At 45.4% G+C, this 21,796-nt stretch carries 21 protein-coding genes; 4 read left to right on the top strand and 17 right to left on the bottom strand.

The genetic code is table 11. The annotated features are described in order from the left end of the window. Positions 1–16: 16 nt before the first annotated feature. From HP552_RS22080 to HP552_RS22055, 6 genes are all read right to left on the bottom strand, one after another. The gene (locus tag HP552_RS22080) at positions 17–898 is read right to left on the bottom strand and encodes an ABC transporter permease (RefSeq protein WP_376768976.1); all 882 of its coding nucleotides are present in this window, start codon (positions 896–898) and stop codon (positions 17–19) included. A gap of 47 nt (positions 899–945) precedes the next feature. Then, positions 946–1,878, bottom strand: coding sequence for an ABC transporter permease (locus HP552_RS22075; RefSeq protein ID WP_095289949.1), 933 nt, complete (start codon positions 1,876–1,878; stop codon positions 946–948). A gap of 190 nt (positions 1,879–2,068) precedes the next feature. Next, positions 2,069–3,766: a peptide ABC transporter substrate-binding protein gene (locus HP552_RS22070; protein WP_175397526.1), complete on the bottom strand. Its 1,698-nt coding sequence runs from the start codon at positions 3,764–3,766 to the stop codon at positions 2,069–2,071. Positions 3,767–3,917: 151 nt separating this feature from the next. Further along, complete coding sequence (locus tag HP552_RS22065; RefSeq protein WP_175397525.1) at positions 3,918–4,292, bottom strand: DUF3397 domain-containing protein; 375 nt, start codon at positions 4,290–4,292, stop codon at positions 3,918–3,920. After that, the gene (locus tag HP552_RS22060; protein WP_175397524.1) at positions 4,292–5,254 is read right to left on the bottom strand and encodes a ketopantoate reductase family protein; all 963 of its coding nucleotides are present in this window, start codon (positions 5,252–5,254) and stop codon (positions 4,292–4,294) included. Before HP552_RS22060 ends, HP552_RS22065 begins: the two co-directional genes overlap by 1 nt. A gap of 142 nt (positions 5,255–5,396) precedes the next feature. Beyond that, positions 5,397–6,047: an RsfA family transcriptional regulator gene (locus HP552_RS22055; RefSeq protein WP_175397523.1), complete on the bottom strand. Its 651-nt coding sequence runs from the start codon at positions 6,045–6,047 to the stop codon at positions 5,397–5,399. 314 nt (positions 6,048–6,361) lie between these two features. Here HP552_RS22055 and HP552_RS22050 point away from each other — a divergent pair, with 314 nt between their 5' ends. Together HP552_RS22050 and HP552_RS22045 are read left to right on the top strand one after the other, a co-directional pair. After that, positions 6,362–6,598: a DUF2626 domain-containing protein gene (locus HP552_RS22050; RefSeq protein WP_095289941.1), complete on the top strand. Its 237-nt coding sequence runs from the start codon at positions 6,362–6,364 to the stop codon at positions 6,596–6,598. A gap of 199 nt (positions 6,599–6,797) precedes the next feature. Beyond that, complete coding sequence (locus HP552_RS22045) at positions 6,798–7,877, top strand: hypothetical protein (RefSeq protein WP_175397522.1); 1,080 nt, start codon at positions 6,798–6,800, stop codon at positions 7,875–7,877. On the opposite strand, the gene HP552_RS22040 is transcribed toward HP552_RS22045, so the two are convergent. Together HP552_RS22040 and HP552_RS22035 are read right to left on the bottom strand one after the other, a co-directional pair. Continuing rightward, a complete protein-coding gene (locus tag HP552_RS22040; protein WP_175397521.1) occupies positions 7,869–9,152 on the bottom strand; it encodes an ABC transporter substrate-binding protein in 1,284 nt (427 codons plus the stop codon). The two genes, HP552_RS22045 and HP552_RS22040, sit on opposite strands and share 9 nt — an antisense overlap. Before the next feature lie 223 nt (positions 9,153–9,375). Then, positions 9,376–10,710 (bottom strand): PhoH family protein, encoded by a 1,335-nt coding sequence (locus HP552_RS22035; RefSeq protein ID WP_175397520.1) that lies wholly within the window; start codon positions 10,708–10,710, stop codon positions 9,376–9,378. A gap of 241 nt (positions 10,711–10,951) precedes the next feature. Here HP552_RS22035 and HP552_RS22030 point away from each other — a divergent pair, with 241 nt between their 5' ends. Beyond that, entirely contained in the window at positions 10,952–11,647 is a 696-nt protein-coding gene (locus tag HP552_RS22030) for a YhcN/YlaJ family sporulation lipoprotein (protein WP_175397519.1), read from the top strand. Positions 11,648–11,654: 7 nt separating this feature from the next. On the opposite strand, the gene HP552_RS22025 is transcribed toward HP552_RS22030, so the two are convergent. From HP552_RS22025 to HP552_RS22000, 6 genes are all read right to left on the bottom strand, one after another. Next, positions 11,655–12,107, bottom strand: a complete 453-nt coding sequence (locus HP552_RS22025) for a pyridoxamine 5'-phosphate oxidase family protein (RefSeq protein ID WP_175397518.1) — start codon at positions 12,105–12,107, stop codon at positions 11,655–11,657. A gap of 92 nt (positions 12,108–12,199) precedes the next feature. Then, positions 12,200–13,261, bottom strand: coding sequence for an LCP family protein (locus tag HP552_RS22020; RefSeq protein WP_175397517.1), 1,062 nt, complete (start codon positions 13,259–13,261; stop codon positions 12,200–12,202). Positions 13,262–13,352: 91 nt separating this feature from the next. Continuing rightward, on the bottom strand, positions 13,353–13,649 hold the full coding sequence (locus tag HP552_RS22015; protein WP_175397516.1) for a YlaH-like family protein: 297 nt from the start codon (positions 13,647–13,649) through the stop codon (positions 13,353–13,355). 305 nt (positions 13,650–13,954) lie between these two features. Then, positions 13,955–15,796 carry a translational GTPase TypA gene (gene typA, locus HP552_RS22010; protein WP_175397515.1) on the bottom strand — a complete coding sequence of 614 codons (1,842 nt, stop codon included), beginning with the start codon at positions 15,794–15,796 and terminating at the stop codon, positions 13,955–13,957. Positions 15,797–15,974: 178 nt separating this feature from the next. Beyond that, on the bottom strand, positions 15,975–16,469 hold the full coding sequence (locus HP552_RS22005; protein WP_175397514.1) for a hypothetical protein: 495 nt from the start codon (positions 16,467–16,469) through the stop codon (positions 15,975–15,977). A 298-nt stretch (positions 16,470–16,767) separates the two neighbouring features. Next, a complete protein-coding gene (locus tag HP552_RS22000) occupies positions 16,768–17,427 on the bottom strand; it encodes a TerC family protein (RefSeq protein WP_175397513.1) in 660 nt (219 codons plus the stop codon). Positions 17,428–17,532: 105 nt separating this feature from the next. Between HP552_RS22000 and HP552_RS21995 the strand changes: the two genes are divergently transcribed. Then, positions 17,533–18,234 (top strand): TerC family protein, encoded by a 702-nt coding sequence (locus HP552_RS21995; protein WP_175397512.1) that lies wholly within the window; start codon positions 17,533–17,535, stop codon positions 18,232–18,234. A 98-nt stretch (positions 18,235–18,332) separates the two neighbouring features. Here HP552_RS21995 and thiI read toward each other — a convergent pair whose 3' ends face one another. From thiI to HP552_RS21980, 3 genes are all read right to left on the bottom strand, one after another. Further along, a complete protein-coding gene (thiI, locus tag HP552_RS21990; protein ID WP_175397511.1) occupies positions 18,333–19,574 on the bottom strand; it encodes a tRNA uracil 4-sulfurtransferase ThiI in 1,242 nt (413 codons plus the stop codon). 6 nt (positions 19,575–19,580) lie between these two features. Beyond that, the gene (locus HP552_RS21985; RefSeq protein ID WP_175397510.1) at positions 19,581–20,729 is read right to left on the bottom strand and encodes a cysteine desulfurase family protein; all 1,149 of its coding nucleotides are present in this window, start codon (positions 20,727–20,729) and stop codon (positions 19,581–19,583) included. 161 nt (positions 20,730–20,890) lie between these two features. Next, positions 20,891–21,637, bottom strand: coding sequence for a lytic transglycosylase domain-containing protein (locus HP552_RS21980; RefSeq protein WP_175397509.1), 747 nt, complete (start codon positions 21,635–21,637; stop codon positions 20,891–20,893). Positions 21,638–21,796: the final 159 nt, after the last annotated feature.

Below are 21,796 nucleotides of genomic sequence, written 5' to 3'. Positions count from 1 at the left end.
ATCCCACCTCCTATTTCTATTTACGCAATTTCGGATCGAGTGCATCACGCAGACCGTCACCGAGCAAGTTGAATGCAAGCATTGTGAGTACCATCAGACCTGCAGGGAACCACATCCGCCAAGGATACAGCGTCCAGCCTGTCAATGCGTCATTGATCATAGAACCCAGGGAAGATTTCGGTGCAGAAACACCCAGTCCGAGGAAGCTCAGGAACGCTTCGGCAAAGATGGCATTTGGAATAGACAACGTCAGCGTTACGAGAATTGGTCCTACTGCATTTGGCAACAGGTGACGGAACAATTGACGTCCTGTACTTGCACCCATGGACCGTGCAGCAAGAATAAAGTCTCTGTTTTTCAATTGCATGATCTCACCACGTACAATCCAGGACATACTGATCCAGCCTGTGATCGTAAGGGCAATGATAATGGTCGTAAGACTTGGTTCCAAAACAACCAGCAACAAGATTACAACGAGCATGTACGGCAGGGAATAAAGGATTTCGGAGAACTTGTTCATGATTCCATCAACACGTCCGCCGTAGAAGCCCATAATCGCTCCGTAGATTACCCCGATGACAAGGTCAATCAAGGCAGCAGCCAAACCTACAGTAAGGGATACACGTGCACCTACCCAGGTTCTTACCCACACATCACGACCGAGCTCGTCCGTTCCGAACCAGTGCTCCGCACTTGGCGCTGCATTGGCATTAAGCAAATCATTAGAATAATAATTATAACTTGTAAACAACGAAGTTGGACCAATCAAAGAGAAAATGACAACAAGAACCAGAACGCCCAAACTGATCATCGCGGCCTTGTTGGTTGCAAGTCTGTACATGGCGTCTTTCCATAACGATACACTTTCTTGCGATTTCACCGCTGCCTGACTATCCAGGGCAGTGTTCGCCGTTGCTTTATTGTTATTGTTCGTGCCAGACAACGTTATGCCCCCTTCCGGCTTTCCAGCTTAATTCTAGGATCAATCAGCACATATGCGATATCTGTAAGGAAACGTGCCAACATCAGGAGGATACCATAGAAAATCGTAATCCCCATGATCATTGTATAATCCCGGTTCGTGATACTCTCTACGAATACTTTACCAATTCCCCCGATGTTAAAGATTTGCTCAATAACTACGGAACCCGTGATGATGTTAGCTGTCATCGGACCCACATAAGTTACAACGGGAAGAATACCGTTACGAATAACGTGTTTAAACATGATTGCAGGCCATTTCAGACCTTTGGCTTTAGCTGTCTTGATGTAATCCGCGTGCAGCACTTCGAGCATGCTGGAACGCGTCAAACGTGCGATAAAGGCAATCGGGGATGCAGACAATGCCGCAACCGGAAGTACATAGTCAAGCGGTCCGTCGAATCCCATAACGTTAAACCAGCCCAGTTTGAAGGCGAAAACGTATTGAAGCAGGGATGCGAGCAAGAAGCTCGGTACTGCGATACCAATTACCGCCAGGATCATCGTGACATCATCTATCAGCTTACGATGGTAAACTGCAGCGATAAGTCCTAGCAGAACCCCAACGACTACTGAGATCACAATTGCAAAGATCCCGAGTTTCAGAGATGCTGTAAACGTTTGAGTGATCATGTCGGTTACTTCTTGATTCAGATATTTCATTGAAACACCAAAATCACCTTTGAGAATTCCACCCATATACTTCAGGTATTGTTCATACATCGGTTTGTCCAGCCCATACTTCTCTTCCAGTAGTGCCCGAATTTCAGGCGATACTTTTTTCTCGGATGTAAAAGGGTCACCCGGAATGGCCTTCATCAGGAAGAAGGTTGCTGATGCGAGTATGAAAAGCGATAGCAGCATAAATAGCAGTTTTTTCAGCACGTACTTAACCAACCCTTGCACACCTCCAAAAAACAATATTTTGTATACAAATCGATTGTAGAATTAGACATGAATAAAGTCCAATCCATTTATCGGAAATTTCAAGAATTATAAGGAAAATCGGTGCACATACAAAAAAATCGGGATATATATGGAATTCCACATATATATCCCGAAGTAATCATATAGACTTCAGAACAACTTATTTCTCTTCCAGATATGCACGAGTGAAGTCAATTGCTCCACTGAAATCAAGTTGTACACCTTTCAGGTAAGGCTTAGTCAAAGATACGTTAGTGTAGTAATAGATTGGCATTACGCCCATTTCATCTTGAATCAGGATTTTCTCAGCATCAGCAAATGCAGCCATACGAGCAGCTGGATCAGCAGATTTCACAGTTTCTTTAACATCTTTGTCATACTGTTCGTTGCTGAACTTGGAGTCATTGTTTGTGTTACCAGTAGTCCACATTTCCAGGAAGTTGTACGGATCGTTGTAGTCAGCAGACCAGCCCGCACGAGCCACTTGGAAGTTTTGGTTTTGACGGTTCTCAAGGAATACGCCCCACTCTTGGTTTTCTGTTTTCACATCAACACCAAGGTTTTTCTTCCACATGTCAGCAACAGCAAGCGCGATTTTCGCGTGAGCATCACTAGTGTTGTAGATCAGTGTAACTGCTGGCAATGTTGTGTATCCTTCTTCTTTCATACCTTCAGCAAGCAATGCTTTTGCTTCTTCAACATTTTCAGTGAAGTAGTCGTCTTTGTGCTCATCACGGAACTCGCCGTTTTCACCGCGGATACCTGGAGGTACAAAGCCGTAAGCTGGAACTTGTCCACCTTGTGTAACTTTGTCAACGATCAGTTGACGCTCGATCGCCATTGCAAAAGCTTTACGGATTTTAGCATTGTTGAATGGTGCTTCGTTAACGTTGAACTGGTAGTAGTAAGTACTTGCGATACCAGTTGCTTTGAACTCATCCGGCAATTCCGCTTTTACAGAAGGAATTTGGTCGGTTGGGATTTCACCGTTAGGTGCACCTGTGTAATCCAGTTGTCCCGACTTGTATGCTTGCAGTTCGGAAGCACTGCTGCTTGTCAAGGACATGTTAATTTCAGACAATTTGATATCAGAAGCTGCATGGTAGCCTTCGTTTTTCTTAACTACGATTTTTTGACCTTTAGCGTATTGATCCATAGTGAATGGTCCGTTAACGATCATGTTTTTGTAGTCTGTGAAGAATTTATCATTTGTGTCAGCAGATTGGTGTACTGGGTAGTACGTGTAGAATGCTGTCAGACCCAAGAAGTAAGGTGTTGGGTTTTCCAACGTTACTTCCAGTGTGTGCTCATCAGTAGCTTTTACACCCACTTGGGAGAAATCTGTGATTTTAGTACCTTTGTAAGTTTCGTCTTTGCTCAGGTTGAAACCCTCAGCACCTTTGATGTAGTACAATTGGTACGCGTACGGAGAAGCCGTTTCAGGTTTCAGTGCACGTTCCCAAGAACGAACGAAGTCTTCAGCAGTGATTGGATCACCGTTGCTCCATTTCGCATCCGGGTTCAGGTTGAACACATATTTCAAACCATCTTCGGAAATTTTCCAGTCATTTGCAACGCCTGGTGCTTCTTTACCATCAGCGTCGATGCGTACAAGACCTTCATACAAGAATTTCAGAACAGTGTTGGTTTGGCTGTCTTTTGCCTGAGCCGGGTCCAACGTAGGAGGTTCAGCTGTCAGGTTAATTTTCAGCACTTGATCTTTTGCGAGACCGCTTTCCTCGCCTGCAGAGCCAGTTCCCGTGTTACTTGTGCCTTCATTTTTCGATCCGCACGCTGCAAGTACGGTACCGAACGCCAGAATCAGCGTCAAAAGGACTAATAGACTTTTCCTTTTCATCTAACACTTTCCCCCTAAATTGATGTGGTTTATGTTTATAGATTATACAACCACCGGTCAAAAAAATCTACATTACTTTTTCAGAAAGTAATGTTTTTTTCAGTTTTCGACAAAATCGACACATTTTTTAGCCTTTTTGCGTTATGTAACCTCACATCTGTTTCATTAAGTATCTAAATAAGCCAAATATAGTAAACAAGACATACCCAAAACTCATCAATACAAAGGCCATGCGCCAAACGGCCCGGAACATTCGACCCCCATCAACTTTCCCTTTCAGCCTATTTTGAGCTCCCCCAATCAATCCGAGTGCAATTAGTATGAGTAATAATGTCAAATAAAAACCAAAATTCGAATCAAATGTTAAGTTGAATAACGCCGATACGGAGAAAATCAGAAATACAGTCGTTACATCCATCGCGGTGCGAAGTGAAGCTCGTTTATCCTTTTTCCACCCATACATGGCCCAATACACAATAAAAAACGGAAAAAACGGCAGTATGCTCAGCACGATAAAAAATCCCATTAACTCACTCCTTCCGGCCTAATTCCTTCGATCAGATGAAGCATTGTTTCATGCAGCGGAGCAGTCAAACCAGTCCGTTGTGCCATGCTGACTATATGCCCACTGATCGATTCCACTTCAGTACGCCGCCCATGCATAACATCTGCAAGCATTGAAGACGTATTAGTGGCTGTCGATCGGCAGACGGACAAAACTTCCTCCCACATATTGAAATCCAATATGATTTCATTGGCTTTATAAATGGCTGCAGCTTCATCATAGAGTTGGCGCATAACCGTTATACGCTGCTCATTCTGAAGCAACTCCCCATTTGTTATTCTCCAGATGGCCGTGAGAGGGTTAATGACAGCATTAATTAGCAGCTTTCTGTATATCAGCTTATCGATTTGATTCGACACTGTACAGTTAAATCCTGCCTGCTGCAATAGTACTTCCAAGCTTATGTCTTCCAGATTTCCTTTTGTGCCTTCTTGTAGTGCTGTACTATGTACACCTCTGCCAATCCAGGTTTCCCCCTCACCAGCACGAACAACCCCGTTCTCCACCCTTTTGGCACCTTCAGTAGTTACTGCACGATACAGATGGGACAACGGCATGGCTGCATGTATCTTCTCTATATGGCCCATCCCATTCTGAAAACAGGCTATGTTAATGAGATGATTCTTCATTGTCTTCATGATATGAAGGACCTCATCTATACTTGTCTGCTTAACCATGAGGAGGAGCCAGTCCCCAGGCTGATGATGCCAACGGGCAGATAATTCCGATATCGGATAAGCCTGAATATACTCAGGAAGCAACTTTACCTTCGCTCCCTGCTCCATGATATCTAACCCGTACATACGCAGTTTTTCGGCTTGTTCTGATGTCCTGGTCCAAAACCGCACAGGATATCCGGCTGCCTGAAGTTTTCCTCCATATAAAAGGCCAAGTGAGCCTGCTCCTACAACGTCAATAACCATGGGACATCCCTCTTCCACTCTCAATAATCACTTCTATATATAATAGAACAAAAACTTCAAACAAAAAACCCGTCTTACCTGCCGTTTGTAACGGAGATGTGACGGGTCAGATCAAAAATCATCATTCAAAGAGCTTGATCCGTTATTCAATTCGTTCCAAGTTTCCGTTTGCGTCCATTTTGAAACGGGTTTTGAGTTCCTCTTCTTCCTCAGCCAGGAAAGCAAGCCTGCGTGCACGATCCATAATCTGAATCAACGCTTTATAATCGTCATTCACCACACGATAATCAGTCTGTACTTCATTCACTTCTTTGGACAGACGGTCATTCTCACAGCGAAGTTCATGGAGCTCATCTTCTTTTTCACGAAGCTCCTTCTCGAGCATTTTGAGTTGTCGTCCATTTTCCTGTACAGTGCCTTTCCATTGGCGCAAAAAGCGAATCACGGCATCAATAGAAAGCGAGTCTTCCGATACTCCATCGGCCTTATACAAGTTTTCTTCCGTATCAAGTGTGGTTAGAGCTGCGACCTGGGGTCCAAGCAACGCCGGTTGTTTTCGAAGATAACTTCTCTTTTGACGTTGTGCCTTCGCATTGCTGATGGCCGACTCATACTTTTTGCGTACACAGCTATTCCAGCGAAAACCGCAAGCGGCAGAAGTTCTGCCTATTTTTTCGCCAACTTCCTCGAATGCTGCCAATTGTGTGCTGCCTTCCCGGATATGCCGCAAAGTTACCTCGGCCAAGATCAAATCGTCCTCTGTACTCCAAGCATCCTGTCTCACTGCAGTCATGCTATAATACCCTCCTAACAACATCCTAAAATAACCGTCCTCATTACCGGTTTCCCGGCTTGTGAATTAGGTATAAAAGCTGCTTCATTCATTCTTATGCCTCTCATAGAGTTCATAGAATTGATTTCATACTAAAATGTATTTCCATATTCGCCAGTACTCATACGTTATATATGCAAAAGATGTCCTATAAACACTCCTGAGAAGCAAAAAAAGAATTCGCTTTCATATCCAATTCTGTTTACACCATTTTCCTTTCCCGGTATAATGTTGTGTAGACAATCTATGATCGTACATAGAGAGGAGGACTAACCGTGGCACGCATGTTTCGGGTACTCGGGTTCTTCACGCTTACGATTGGCCTGATGGCTTTTGCGGGAGATCTGGTCGAGATGGCTTTGCTTTTTTTCCTGCAGACTGCGTTTTTCGTCATTTTGGGGTATTTAAAATTTACCGAAAGAACGTACATATTGCTCTTCTGGGGTTATATGATCGTTACCTTCACAGGGTTCAGCTACTGGACTGTGTTCCAAATGGGGTTGCCGCTTTAATCCGCCAACAGCATCAAAGCGATCCGGCCATAGGCCGGTTCGCTTTTTTGTTGTTTCTCAATACATAGGATATCTGATTAAATGATTGTTTTCAGCGTTATGTATCCACTAAGGATATTTTAAGATTTCATTTCATATATTGTCTGAAAGACAGAAGCCTGTACAATGGATATTGAAATATGGAAAGGAGAATGATGCGGTGAACCGTCGATATAGCATTAGCGCCCTATTTATCTTCACCTTACTATTTGTCCAGCTCACATCGACATATGCCTTTGGAGAAGCATCACCAGAGGAAACTCGTGAAATTTTGCAAAAGAGTCTGTCCATCGTGGAGATCGATCATGAAATTGAACGTATTGCGGTCAGGCAAAAGGAACTTGACCTACAACAACAAGAGCTGCAGATCCAGCTAAAGGAACAGGAAGAGCAAATACATATCCAGCAAGATCGGGCAGGTGCTGTAGTTAGGTCCTATTACACGGGAGAACGGGACAACCTTCTTATGACTGTGCTTGGCGCCAGATCGCTTAAAGATCTGTTCATCCTTTATGATTACTACCAAATTATCATTGGCAGAGACCAGGCAGTCCTGACCAAATATCAGGATCGTTATCAGAGTATACAGGAGACCTCATCCAAAATCAGTCAGACCACAACAGAACTGGACGAATTAAAAACCAATTTGGAGAGTCAGCGGGAGCGTGTAGTCGCATTGCAAAAGGAAGTGGACGGACAAGTTTCAGCCAGTGGAAATCCGGCGGCCATCCAAAAATTGATGGATGAGTTGACGATTTACTGGGAAAATGTGGGTATATACGAGGTTAAACGCTATTTCAGGGCATTAGCAGCAGCCATGCAGAATCTGCCAGAGTTTATACAAGAACAGAATGGTGGAATTTCCACGACAGGAACAGCTTATACAATCCGAATTGGACAAGATGATTTGAATCAATTCCTGCGTGAGCAGAACCCTATCTTTGAAGATTTTGCTTTTCAGTTTGACGAGGACCGGATTACGGCCTCCGGACAACGTGATCAGTTACAATTAAGCATCGAAGGTCACTATACGGTAGAAAACGAGCCACAAAACTCCATCCGTTTTCATGTAGATAAACTCGTTTTTAACCAGTTGGAACTACCGGATACGACACGACGAATGCTTGAAAAGGAATTCGATCTCGGTTTTTATCCACAGAAAATTTTATCTTTTGTGAAAGCTACAGATGTATCCACAAGCAAAGGTGTACTGGAAGTTAAACTTGCCATCTCATTTTGATGAATGATGTATCTGAAGAATGCCACTCACATACTGATTCGCTGAAATTTCTCCTTGAAGGAACTGTTGAATCTTCTTCTTGTACTGTAACAACTGCATGGGGCTCTCAATAACATCATTCTCAGATGTCTCGGACGCAAACCATTCCTGACCACCGATCATTTGTCCTCCATCCGTTAGCTTTTTGGACTCCAGGTTCAATTGCTGCTGTTTGGCAGGCAGATGATGGGCATGTTGGTACCAATCCGACTGCGCTGAAGCGGATATCATGCCTTCGATCCATCGGCTTGCCTGCTCCGCTTCATGAGAACCGGATGTAATCACAAAACTTCTGGATTTTATAGCGGCGAGCGGTTTAAACATGACCCGGTTTGTTGGTGATCTTTTATCCCCGTTTAGCCCTTGATCTCCCTCCAACAGCTTGGAAAACCGTGTCACAATCAACAATGATTGCTCCTGCATGGCCGAATCATTAAACTCTGGGTCAGCGTCCAGAGGCTTTATATAAGGCTGAATCCGATTCAGTACCCTCTGCACCTGTTCATCTCCCACATTTGTAGATGCCTCTGGTGTATTTCTTACAGTAGATGGAGCAACTCCCGGCCCAAATTCATTTAACCAAGCATCTGCGGCAAAAGGATCATTTATGTTAATAGTGAGCAATCCTCTGGTCTTCTCCTCCATTTGATTCAGCAGCTTGGTCCACTCGTCCAGATTTTGTGGCAATCTCTCCAAACCAGCCTCTGCAGCTACATCAGACCGTGATGCAAGCACGTAGGGGTCAAAATCAAATGGCATCCCCCATTGATATCCATTCCATTCGGTCTTTTCCCGTAAACGGGATACTGATTCACCGAGTGTTTTAGATAGGCTTGTTGCATTCAGAGGATATAAATGCCCTCTTTTTGCATAACCCTGCACCTCCGCACTATCAAGCAGGATAATATCCCCGCTGTCCCCTACCGCAAGTTCATCCTCCAGCACATTTTGATATGTATCCGTTTCCAGATTTCGAAGATCAATCTCGACCATACGCGCATCTGCTATTTGGTTAGCAATCTTGGAAAAGACCTGAAACTCCTTCTCAGACATGGAAACTACGATCTCAACCGGGACTTGCTGATTCTCATTGCGGGATGAAGTATTAGGAAACGAACTATTATCCTGATCCCCTTCCTGGTTCTGAGGTGTCCCTCTAAAGTCAAAGCTCGGAGACAGAATGGTCAAAGAAAGCAGCAGCACTGCGAATAATACGACCTGATGCCTACGCTTCATTAACTTCTCCTCCTCGCTCCCTATATTTTTCCTGTAAAGTTTATTGTAACAAAATAGTAGTGCTCCTGTCCTATCCTGCCAAAAAACAGATTTTTGAGCTTTTGCATACTAAGAGAATACAGAGTTCTGTGTAATATCTCTTTTTCAATTTTTCAGCAAAAAAACCGGCTCAACCGAGCCGGCATTTTTTTTATATTTTCCCGGGAAATATACTCCGTTTAGCTTACAACAAATCAGCTGCCAATTGAGCCAGTTTGGAACGCTCCCCTTTTTCCAGCATAATATGTCCACTGATGCCTTCCTGCTTGAATCGTTCCACCACATACGTTAGACCGTTGCTTGCGGAATCCAGATAAGGATGGTCAATTTGTTCAGGGTCACCCATCAGTATAATTTTACTGCCTTCGCCTACACGAGAAACAATTGTTTTCACTTCATGACGGGACAGGTTTTGTGCTTCATCTACGATAATAAATTGACCAGGTATGGAACGTCCGCGAATATACGTTAGTGCTTCAACCTGAATACTGCCGAGCCCCATCAAAATCTTGTCAATATCTCCTGCCTTTTTTGTATCAAACAAAAATTCAAGATTATCGTAAATGGGCTGCATCCATGGTCTCAGTTTCTCTTCCTTTTCCCCTGGCAGATAGCCGATATCCTTGCCCATTGGGACCACCGGTCTCGCAATCAGCAACTTTTTATATTTATGATCGTCTTCCACCTTAAGAAGGCCTGCAGCAAGTGCCAATAAGGTTTTTCCTGTCCCGGCTTTTCCCGTAATGGTAACGAGTGGTATATCATCGTTTAAAAGCAATTCCAGTGCCATACGCTGTTGTGCGTTTCGTGCACTAATGCCCCATACATTATCATTACTTAGGAACAACGGCTCAAGCTTGGTTCCCTCCGTGTTTACCTTTAGCAATGCTGATTTGTTGGTCCCCATCTCATCCTTGAGAATCACAAATTCATTGGGATAAAGCTTATAGGACAACTGCAATGGTTTGATCGGCAGAAAACGATATGTGTAAAACTCATCGATTACCGACGGATGAACTTTCAAGGCTGTGTAGCCTGGATATAATTCACTGAGTCCTGCTGTCCGATCGGACAGGTAATCTTGAGTGAACAGACCGAGCACATCTGCTTTGATACGAACGAGTACATCTTTGCTGACCAGAACGACCTGCCGTTCCACGACTTCTTTCTCATTTTCTTCGATTTGATAATTGAGAGCCACCGCCAAAATCCGGTTATCATTGGATACTTCCCCGAACATTTCTTGTACCTTTACAAAACTGCGATGGTTGAGCTCAACTTTCAGGTTCCCTCCATTCGCCAGAGGCACGCCACTGTGCAGGTGACCAAGCTCACGCAAACCATCAAGTAATCGGGATACATTTCGGGCATTGCGGCCAATTTCATCAGCATTTCTTTTTTTGGAGTCAATTTCCTCCAGTACAACCGCGGGAATGATTACCTCATGTTCCTCAAAGGCAAATATGGCATTGGGGTCATGCAGAAGCACGTTGGTATCCAATACAAAAATCTTTTTCATTCAATCCCCTCCAAAGCGGCGTCGTTAAAGGCATGGGCTAGAACGTGAACTCGGGAATGCCGGATTCAATCATTGTATTTCGATGCAAAGGCAGTCCGTATTTTCCATTCCCAAGTTCATCTGTGATAGTGTGATCTTTCAGCAGCGGCATGGACAATCATGCTCCCATACATAAATGTATTCGTCTAGGACAAAATAATTGTCAACCATTCTGAAAAACTCCAAGAAAGGATGAACATTTATGAAATATTGGGTTTGCACGCTGCTTCTGATCTTTATACTTACAGGTTGCAACAACACCACTCGCAGCGCTTCACCGGAGCAATATAAGACGCATCCAAGAAGTTACGGAGGTAACGTTACAACACAGCAAGATCAACAAAACGGATCTCACATGCTTTATACAGAGGATGACCGAATGAATCCTTCACGCCTTGACCGCTTCAATGAAAATACGGGTGAAGTTCATGAACTGAACGTTGCTGATGATAACCAAACAGGCCGGATGACGAACGATAATCGGATTAACCACCTCAAAGCGCTTGCCAAGCAAGTGGAAGGTGTCAAAGATGCCAACTGCGTCATCTTAGGCAATACAGCTGTTGTCGGCATTGATGTAGATGGTGAACTGGAACGTGCACGCGTTGGTACTATAAAATACACGGTTGCAGAAGCGCTGCGCAAAGATCCCGAAGGCATTGATTCCATCGTAACTGCTGATGCGGATGTCACTGAACGCATTCGCGAAATCGGAGAACATATCCGCCAAGGGCATCCGATATCCGGTTTTGCTTCCGAACTAGCTGACATGGTGGGACGAATTATTCCACAACTCCCGAAAGACGTCAAAGTCCGTCAAAATCCGGATGAACAGGCTCCAGATGAACAGCAAATGCAGCAGCATTCCACGGACAAAAAGCAACAAAAAGCCCAGTGATTTCTCACTAGGCTTTTTTCATGGCAGCAAAAACCTGCTCATCCAATTTCTCAGCAGCACACTGATCGTATATTTTGACATATTGAGGCACAGAGGATAGCTGGGCTCCATAAAACAGGGCATTCCTGACCGCTTCAATTGAAATGTCGAAACAGCACATATTAAAAGGAACATCCTGCAAAGGATCCTGTCGAACTGAAGCACGTCCGTTGATCGCATAGACCGTCTCTTCTCCAAATACCGTGACCGTAATCAACGGATTTTGTTTCATATTGTTCACCAGTCGTGAACGATGATCCAAAGCGACCCGAAGCGTAGAAGCATTCTCCGCATAAATCCAGGAGATCGCAGTAGACGTCGGGCCTCCTGATTCAATGTCAACCGTGTTTAGGAGTACAAACGTCTCATTCTTGAATTGCTGCAAAAGAGATTCAGTCAATTGTGTGACGGCTTCGGACATTAAACCAGCCCTCCTTAACCTACTTTATGCAATTCTTGATACTATGATTTATGCTATTATAACATACCCGGAAACTTGCTTCCAATCCCCAGCTATTCCCCCGCCGGCGAGGACGTTACTTTACCTGAGAGCGTATCTTGCAACGCCTGTTTTGCATTGGCAAGTTCCGTCTCATTCACATATACATATGGACTTCTCCAGTCGCCAGTCACAGGTGTATAGTGAACATCCGATTTTGAAATATTCCAATACGTAGCGATGAAGTTCTTCATCTGTTCGGACTCTACATCCGTTGTCATGTTGTCATCTACAGCACCAATTACTTTGCTGATCTTCGTCACACCACCAAGTGATTTCATCTGATCCAGCATGGAATTCAGGACCTGGTTTTGACGTTTATTCCGGTCAAAGTCGTTGGATTCATCCGTTTTGGGATCACAGTTGGATTTACGGTAACGCACAAAGTCAAGCGCTTGCTTGCCATCCAGGTGCTGATCACCAGCAACCAGATTAATATCCGTACCATCAGCCGTATCCCTGTAACACATGTTTTTATCCACTGTCACATCCACGCCGCCCACAGCATCTACCACATCGCGGAATGCCTGAAAATTAAGCACCGTTGTGTAATTGATGTCTACGTCGAAATACTTGCCCATCATTTCTTTCATTTGATCCTCCGCATTTTTTCCGGAGGTTTTCTCTTGGGCTTTAAACTTGGGATAGTATGAATTCAGTTTATTTGCCTTGTATCCTTCCAGTTCAATCCGGGTATCGCGAGGCAAGGAGACAATCGTGGCCGTTTTCGTATCCGGGTTCATGGCTGCTACCATGACCACATCGGACAGATAGGTTCCCGTTTCAGGCCGGTTGTCCGTACCTAATAGCAGCATCGTAATGGGCTTCGTCTTTGCGGACATCCCCGGAGGCACTGGCTTGTTTATGCCGGTGTCTGCCACCTGGTTGTATACCCAGTAGAGATAACCGCCTCCTACAACAATGGCAATCACCAACAAGCTCAAAACGAGCTTAGCAAAAGTACGCATTCGCTTTTTCTTTTTGGGTGGTTTACCTTTACTGTTGCTGGACCCTGAAGCACTGGATTTGGTCGGTGCCTGTCTACGGGGAGGCAGTCCGTTCGAATTCGAGTTCATATCTTCAACACCTTTATCACATCTGTTTTTGTCCAAATAAAAGACAACCGCTTTCCCGAAGGAAAACGGATGGTCTGTACAAAGACAGATTTTATGAGTTTCTGGCGGCAGCTTCCGCCTTTTTCTTTTGACGACCTTCGATGAAATAGCGCACTCGCACTAACAACATCAGACCAACCGCTACCAGCAAACATTGAATAATGGGCAGCTTGTCGATCTGAAAAATAAGAAGCATGAATGTGCCCATCGCCATCAATAGATAAAGAAAGATTTCCTTCACAAGCGGCAATTTCTGACGTACCCGAAACACCTTGTTATATACGTAAGTAATCAGCACAAAGATGACGATGTAGGCTACGATCGGGTTTGATGCAAACCATGCTTGCATGCACAGTCAGCTCCTTTCGTGATCATGCTTGTATAAGTTATCTGGTTGATTTAACAAAACGTAATTGGGAATTCAAGCAAGCATTAGTGACCGTTTCGGGTTCGGATCGTTCTTTCGATCGCTGTTATCTCCAGATTTTTTGAACCATTACTCAAATGGGAAAATCCGGAGATAAAGGCGAACGCTTTGCTTCTTCAGAATCGATTCCGTTCCCTCCACTACATATGCAGCATTAACCCAAATACATTTGGAAGACATCAAACGTTAACTTATACATACTATTTTTTGTTAGTTATGATTAAGCGTTATTTTGCAGCCATTTTACGTTGTTTCTCTGCACGCTCACGTTCGGATTTGTTCAGGATCTTCTTACGAAGACGAATAGATTTTGGAGTAATCTCACAATATTCATCTTCATTCAGATATTCAAGCGCCTGTTCCAACGAGAAGATAATCGGAGTTTTAATTTTAACCGTATCATCTTTACCTGAAGAACGAACGTTAGTCAATTGTTTTTCTTTGCAGATATTGACAACGATATCATTGTCTCGTGTATGCTCACCAACAATCATACCTTCGTAAATTTCTGTTCCAGGCTCAAGGAAGAGTGTACCACGATCCTCAACACCCATCATTCCATAGAACGTAGATGTACCCGTTTCAGTTGAGATCAGTACACCTTGGTGACGTCCACCCACTTGACCGGATACTACTGGAGCGTAGCTGTCAAATGCATGGTTCATTACACCATAACCACGAGTCAATGTCAGGAAGTTGGTGCTGTATCCAATCAGACCACGTGCAGGAATCAGGAACTCCAGACGTACTTGACCGCTACCCGAGTTAACCATGTTCACCATTTCTGCTTTACGTGCGCCCAGGCTCTCCATGACGGAACCCATGCTTTCTTCAGGGATATCAATCAACAAGCGCTCAAGAGGTTCCATTTTCTTACCGTCAATTTCTTTGACGATAACTTCTGGTTTGGATACTTGAAGCTCATATCCTTCACGACGCATATTTTCAATCAGGATACCGAGGTGAAGCTCACCACGTCCGGAAACGATAAATGCATCTGGGCTCTCTGTTTCTTCAACACGAAGGGATACGTCAGTTTCCAATTCTTTCAACAAACGCTCGCGCAGTTTACGGGAAGTTACCCATTTACCTTCACGGCCTGCGAATGGACTGTTGTTTACGAGGAATGTCATTTGCAGTGTTGGCTCATCAATTTTCAGAACCGGCAAAGCCTCAGGGTTGTTCGGGTCAGCAATCGTTTCACCAATGTTGATATCCTTAATACCCGCGATCGCAACGATGTCACCTGCGCCAGCTTCCTCTGTCTCAACACGTTTCAGACCTTGGAAACCAAACAGTTTCTCGATACGAGCTGTTTTGCTTTTGCCATCACGCATAATAACAGTAACGGATTGGCCTTGACGAATCACACCGCGGTTTACACGACCGATAGCAATACGTCCGAGGTATTCATTATAGTCCATCAGCGTAACGAGGAATTGAAGTGGCTCTTCAACGTTCTCTGTTGGATGAGGGATATGACTTACGATGGTATCGTAGATCGCCATCATGTTGTCATCTTGTTTGGCAGGATCGTCTTCCATGCTGGATGTTCCGTTCAATGCGGAAGCATATACGACAGGGAATTCAAGTTGTTCATCGCTGGCACCCAGTTCGATAAACAGGTCAAGTACTTCATCAATAACCTCAGCCGGACGAGCCGCTGGACGGTCAATTTTGTTTACAATAACGATCGGAGTCAGGTTGTGCTCCAGTGCTTTACGAAGTACGAACTTCGTTTGTGGCATACAGCCCTCATAAGCATCAACAACGAGCAATACGCCGTCAACCATTTTCATGATACGTTCTACTTCACCACCGAAGTCGGCGTGTCCTGGTGTATCTACAATGTTGATCAGATAGTCTTTATAGGTAATAGCCGTGTTTTTGGCCAAAATCGTAATACCGCGTTCACGCTCCAGATCGTTGGAGTCCATTGCGCGCTCCTGTACCGTTTCGTGATCACGGAAAGTACCGGATTGCTGGAGCAACTTGTCGACTAGCGTTGTTTTCCCGTGGTCGACGTGGGCAATAATCGCAATATTGCGAATGTGTTCTCTTGAATGCATGGTTTGTATCCATATCCTTTCCAATTTCAATTCTTATCTACTAAACTTCCCGCTTTTCTGCAGGTTACTCACCCAAAATAAGCGTCGGTGATATCCCGACGCATGTCTTTATCCCTTATATTATAGTTGATCATAGCTAAAAATCAAGATATTTCGCTTGGAGGAACATCTGGGAATGTTACCAGCCCCTCCGTGGACGCCCTCGTCCAAGCAGCAGCCAGATCCCGCCCAAAATGAGAAGGACAGCTAACACATAGATAATTCCGGTGTGAAGCAAGGTGAAACCGAACAATACAATGGACAGAGCGCCAATAGCCAATGCTGCTGGCAACACGAACTCGGGTCTATGGCGTTCTGCGAGCCCATATTCCAGCAAACCAACGGCAATTCCCAGCAACAAGGCAGGCCACAGGCTGCTCATCAGCCCTCCACCCCATGTGTTCGTAATGCCGAATAAAATGCCATATACGGTTAACATCCCTGCCGGAAAAAGCGACCAGGCGGGGGATATTCTTGCATAATACAGGGCGTGGAGAGCAATTCCCGGCAGCAAAATAAGCAAAGGCCAGAAATGACGTCCAATAAAGCCAAACACCCCAAGTTTGCCAAGCAAAATAAATATACCTGCGGCCACAATAAATATTCCGATCGCTTTTTCATTTCTCATGTTCATCTGCACTCACCTCTTATATCATTTGGCTATGTAGGTTGTAAGCTAAACAAATTAGTCTTTTCATGATGACCAGCTTTCGTAATCCTGCCTCTAGTGTAGCCCATGTTTTTGCAAAAAACTATACTTGATGTCGCATTTCGTCACAGTTCTATCATGTATTACCCCAAGGGGGCTGGATCATCCCTCATCCACCAATTTTTACAACATGGTACGATTGAATTCAACAAAAAAACCGCCCTCGGCAGACGGTTGTCCTCCACTGTATGCTGTTATTCTGCTGCCTACCCAGACCACCAGTTTATACATTCCGCCTTACAAACTTATGCGCTCCTCCGACCGCAATGACAAGACCCGCCATCGCTACCGGAAGGAGAGTGTGGGCTTCAGCCGCCAAGCTGCCGAGCCATTGACCCAGCTTCGGATCGCTCATCACCATTTCTCCCGCTGTGAAGGCCAAAATTCCTGAACCGGCAAACACCAGTATCGGAAATCGCTTCAGCAAACCGACGATTAAACCACTCCCCCACACCACAATGGGAATGCTAATCGCAATTCCGATGACGATAAGTGCCAAGTCCCCTTCAGCCAATGCTGCAATGGCAAGTACGTTGTCCAAACTCATTACAAAATCAGCAATCAAAATCGTCTGAACCGCTTTCCAAGTCGTGGAAGCTTCCCGAATATGTACTTCATCTTCATTTTGAAGCAGGAGTTTCACGGCAATCCAGAAAAGCAATATCCCACCGGCTGCCTGTATGAAGGGAATCCCCAGCATTAACACCGCTGCAAATGTCAACACACATCGAAGTACGACGGCACCAAAAGCCCCCCACCATACGGCTTGCTTGCGCTGCCTTTCAGGCAGATCCTTACTCGCGAGAGCAATAACTACCGCATTATCTCCACTCAAAACCAGATTGATCATTAAAATTTCCGTCAACAGCCACAATGTATCCATGCTTCTCCTCCCCCCACTCTTACTTGTATGTCAAAGTTGTCCATGCTATTCTTAACGATTGAACAAGCTTTTTAGGGTTCGGACATATAGAAGGAGTGACAGCATATGGAGCTATTTAGCGCTGTTTTTTGGCTTGCTTTGTTGAAAATTGTATTTATTGATCTCATGCTGGCTGGCGATAATGCAATCGTTATTGGTCTTGCAGCACGTAATTTGCACCCTTCCGTGCAGAAAAAGGCGATTCTCTACGGGACAGCAGGCGCCCTAGTGATCCGGATTGTAGCCACAGTCGTTGTACTTTGGCTGCTCAAGGTACCTTGGCTGCTGCTGGTTGGTGGCATCTTGCTGATCTGGATTGCCTATAAGTTATTGGCCGACCAGGGTGAGGAGCATAATGATATCAAGGCAGGCAGCTCCCTATGGGTTGCTGTACGGACTATCGTTATTGCAGATGCCGCCATGGGACTGGACAATGTCATTGCGGTGGCAGGCGCGGCTGAACAGCATTTGGTGCTTGTTATCATCGGACTTCTGATCAGTGTCCCGATTATCGTATGGGGAAGTACCCTATTCATCAAGCTGATCAATCACTTCCCATGGATTATTTATGTTGGGGCTATTGTACTTGGTTATACCGCCTCACACATGATTACCGAGGAACACCGACTTGTGCCATTCTTCACCGAGCATCCCGCACTGCGCATTCTGTTTATCGTTCTGGTCGTTGCAGGTGTGGTGTTTGCAGGATACCGTAAACGCTCAAGCAACAATAGACGCAGCGGGGAACAGCAGCGTTCATACTCATAGGCACCAAACAAAAAGGACTGACCGATTTTCCATCGGCTAGTCCTTTTTCCATTTAAGGTAACATAGTCCTTATTATGTCATCCACCATCATCAGATCATCAGAACCAGTCTTCCTTGATCTCGTTCTCTTTGTTCTCATCGGTTGCAGGGGCTGATTCACCTGCATGAAGAACGATGGTTTCCGTCTGAGCCACAGCTTTCTCTATCCATTCAGGAAGTTGGCTCATTGTCGCTTCTATTTTATCCACGATGCGAAGGTTCGGGTTCGTGGTAGGTGATTTCGGCACAAACAGGGTGCAGCAATCCTCGTAAGGCAGAATCGAGATATCATATGTCCCAATCTGTTTGGACAGTGTAATAATTTCCTGTTTGTCCATCATCACCAGAGGGCGCAGAAGCGGAAGTTCCGTGGCACGCCCAATGACATTCATGCTAGGCAGCGTCTGGCTTGCCACTTGTCCAAGACTATCTCCGGTAATAATTGCAAGGGCACGCTCACGTTCAGCCAGCTTCGTTGCAATTCGCAGCATGGAGCGACGCATCAGTGTAATGATGAGATTGTCCTGTCCCAACTGGGTAAAAGCCGTTTGAATCTCTGTAAAAGGAACCAGGTGCAGCTTTATTGTACCTGCATGATCAGCCAAGGCTCGGGCAAGGTCGATTACCTTCTCCTTCGCACGCTGGCTGGTGAACGGGTAACTGTAAAAGTGTACACATTCCACTTCCAGTCCACGACGCATGGAAGCCCAGGCTGCAACAGGACTGTCAATTCCACCGGACAGCAGCATCATTGCTTTGCCATTTGTACCGAGAGGGAACCCGCCAACGGCAGGAATCACTTCATTGAAAATGTACGTTCCTTGATCCCGAATCTCTACTCGCAGTTCGATGTCCGGGTTACGTACATCCACGCTAAGCTGTTGAAATTTTCTTAGAATCGGGGAACCCACCATGTGATTCATTTCATGTGAAGAATGCGAAAACTCTTTCCACACCCGGCGGGTGTTCACTTTGAAGGTTGTGCCTTCCTTGAACTCATGCTCCCTCTCATCCATAAAAGCAACAGCCGTTTCCACGATGTCTTCAAGCACTGAAGGCGTTACTTTGACCGGGCTAATGGACATGACACCAAACACCCGTTTCAGTACTGCGATCAATTCCGTGTGTGATTCACCACCGAGATCCACGTACAATCGCCCAAATTCCTTGCGCAGGCTTGCGCCGGGGTACGGCTTAAGCAGTGCTCTCACCTGAGTGATGATCGTTTTCTCGAATCGTGCACGATTTTTACCTTTTAACATAAATTCTCCAAAACGGAGAAGCAGCATATCGTATTTCATTTGACTTTACATCCGCCTTTCCAACGGGCGCAGCTGCGCCACCATCTGATGCAGCGCCTGCTCCAGCAAGGCCACATCTTCTTCTGTATGTTCATCCCCAAGACTGATCCGCAGTCCACCTGCAGCGTTAGCCGCATCTCTTCCCATCGCAAGCAATACCCGGCTAGGCTCGGCAGACCTGGAGGAGCAGGCCGATTGCGTAGATACGGTAATTCCGAGTTGTTCCAGCGTATGGAGCGCCACCTCAGCCTTCATGCCGGGATAAGAAAAATGGATAATGTGAGGAGCACCATCTTTACGGCTGTTCAGGACGAGTCCTGGAATCGTTTCGATAGTCTCCATAATTCGATCTCTCAACACGGTTGTACGCCTAGCAAAATCCAACTGCCGTTCTTCAGCAAGACGCATTGCCTTCGCCATACCTACAAGTAAGGGGACATTTTCGGTTCCAGCCCTCATGCCCTGCTCCTGTGAACCACCAGATAACAAGGGAGTAAGCTCGACCCCATTCCGTACATACAGAAGCCCCGCTCCCTTGGGTCCACGGATTTTGTGAGCAGACAAGCTGTACAGATCAGCACCCCATGATGCGGGCTTTGCCTCCAATTTGCCAAATCCCTGCACTCCATCGACATGAAAAAGGATGCGAGGTGCTTCTCTTTTTAAACGATTGCCGATTTCTGCAACGGGCTGGATGACCCCTGTTTCATTGTTTACATGCATCAGGCTCACAAGAACCGTATCCGGTCTTAATGAATCCATAATCTGCTGAGCGCTAACGCGGCCATCGGAATCCACGGGCACCCAGGTCACTTCCCATCCCCACTGCTGCAATTGCAAAAAACTTTCGTATACCGAAGCATGTTCGGTAGCCGTGCTAATGATATGTTTTCCGCGCGACTGATATCTTAATGCTGCCCCTTTGATCGCAAGATTGTTGCTCTCGGTTGCTCCGGAAGTGAACACGATCTCCTCGGGCTTAACACCTATGGCAGCTGCACAACCGGATCGTGCCCGTCTCAGCAGTTGATCGGCTCGCTCTCCGTACCCATGAATGGATGAAGGATTGCCATAATGAGCCTCCATAATTTCAGCCATCGTTCGAACCACGTCTGAATCAGGAGGAGTCGTTGCTGCATAATCAAAATATTTCAAATGAGGTCAGACCTCCTTCAGATGTTCTCGTGAACCTACAGTGAGCATTGTAACACGATCCCGCCCCAACACAAAAAGACCAAACAGGAACAGGCCGGCTTTCCATGCATGCTCCTGAATTGATCTCTTCCTCAACTCGCTGTAAAAAAATAGTCTTTGACTTAAGCCGTATATTTCGACTGTGCCTTTTCCACTTTGGAAATGTACGCCTGGGTCTCGGCAGGCAGAAGGTGCAGTACGCTCATCAATTCACTGTCATTGGACACACCCAGACGGGAAACGCGCCCTGGGCCGGCATTATAAGCCGCAAGCGCCATCTTCACTTCGCCACCAAAACGCTGAAGCTGAAGGGAAAGATATTTGGTTCCGGCATCTATATTTTGAGCAGGGTCAAAGGCATTGCTTATCCCCAGTCCCGCAGCTGTACCATCCATTAATTGCATCAGACCCTTGGCACCGGCAGAGGATACCACATTGGGGTTAAATCCGGATTCCGTATCAATCACAGCCTTGATCAGAGATTCAGGTACACCATACTTGGCACTCGCCGAGGCGATCAAAGATTCAAAATCCGTCGGTACGGATGATGTAGAATCAACGGCCCCCGTGTTCGTAAGAGACGATAAAGACACACTCTCACTGCTGCTGGAGGAAATAGTGTTGGAATCCGAGTTATACAAACTGCCCAGTTGTAACCATAACAAGCCGTCACTTGATCTTTTGGAGAGGCCAACGGACGTTGAAGAAGATGCCTCGCTACTGCTTGTATCCGCACTTAACAGCCCGTCCATCATATTGGCGAAGTCCACAGATGAACCAGTCGTTTCACCTGACACATTCGTTTGATTGGCAACATTGGACAATTGCAATTCCAGTAATTGCCGTGACCCGCTTGGATCAATCTGCATCTGTTATCCCACTCCCGTATAAATAAACGTATATTATGCCTATATTCTACATCGTTTTACAAAAAGGTTCCATTGTTTTCAGAAAATAATCCATTATTATCCTCACATTTGCGCAAATATGAAAAAACCTTCTCCATAGCCCGTATTGACGGGAAGGCA

Origin of the sequence: Paenibacillus xylanilyticus (assembly GCF_013359935.1) — a bacterium.
Lineage (GTDB): Bacteria > Bacillota > Bacilli > Paenibacillales > Paenibacillaceae > Paenibacillus > Paenibacillus xylanilyticus.
The sequence above is the reverse complement of the archived record's forward strand: the minus strand, read 5'-3'. Positions and strand labels throughout refer to the sequence as shown.

Excerpts from the sequence above, each read along its gene's own strand:
- HP552_RS22040 (WP_175397521.1), bottom strand. The coding sequence starts at position 9,152 with ATGAAGCGTAGGCATCAGGTCGTATTATTCGCAGTGCTGCTGCTTTCT.
- HP552_RS21980 (WP_175397509.1), bottom strand. The coding sequence starts at position 21,637 with ATGCAGATTGATCCAAGCGGGTCACGGCAATTACTGGAATTGCAATTG.
- typA (WP_175397515.1), bottom strand. The coding sequence starts at position 15,796 with ATGCATTCAAGAGAACACATTCGCAATATTGCGATTATTGCCCACGTC.
- HP552_RS22035 (WP_175397520.1), bottom strand. The coding sequence starts at position 10,710 with ATGAAAAAGATTTTTGTATTGGATACCAACGTGCTTCTGCATGACCCC.
- HP552_RS22015 (WP_175397516.1), bottom strand. The coding sequence starts at position 13,649 with ATGCAAGCATGGTTTGCATCAAACCCGATCGTAGCCTACATCGTCATC.
- HP552_RS22055 (WP_175397523.1), bottom strand. The coding sequence starts at position 6,047 with ATGACTGCAGTGAGACAGGATGCTTGGAGTACAGAGGACGATTTGATC.
- HP552_RS22070 (WP_175397526.1), bottom strand. The coding sequence starts at position 3,766 with ATGAAAAGGAAAAGTCTATTAGTCCTTTTGACGCTGATTCTGGCGTTC.
- HP552_RS22025 (WP_175397518.1), bottom strand. The coding sequence starts at position 12,107 with ATGTCCGAAGCCGTCACACAATTGACTGAATCTCTTTTGCAGCAATTC.
- HP552_RS22005 (WP_175397514.1), bottom strand. The coding sequence starts at position 16,469 with ATGAACATGAGAAATGAAAAAGCGATCGGAATATTTATTGTGGCCGCA.
- HP552_RS22030 (WP_175397519.1), top strand. The coding sequence starts at position 10,952 with ATGAAATATTGGGTTTGCACGCTGCTTCTGATCTTTATACTTACAGGT.
- HP552_RS22020 (WP_175397517.1), bottom strand. The coding sequence starts at position 13,261 with ATGAACTCGAATTCGAACGGACTGCCTCCCCGTAGACAGGCACCGACC.
- HP552_RS22065 (WP_175397525.1), bottom strand. The coding sequence starts at position 4,292 with ATGGGATTTTTTATCGTGCTGAGCATACTGCCGTTTTTTCCGTTTTTT.
- thiI (WP_175397511.1), bottom strand. The coding sequence starts at position 19,574 with ATGAAATACGATATGCTGCTTCTCCGTTTTGGAGAATTTATGTTAAAA.
- HP552_RS22000 (WP_175397513.1), bottom strand. The coding sequence starts at position 17,427 with ATGGATACATTGTGGCTGTTGACGGAAATTTTAATGATCAATCTGGTT.
- HP552_RS21995 (WP_175397512.1), top strand. The coding sequence starts at position 17,533 with ATGGAGCTATTTAGCGCTGTTTTTTGGCTTGCTTTGTTGAAAATTGTA.
- HP552_RS22060 (WP_175397524.1), bottom strand. The coding sequence starts at position 5,254 with ATGGTTATTGACGTTGTAGGAGCAGGCTCACTTGGCCTTTTATATGGA.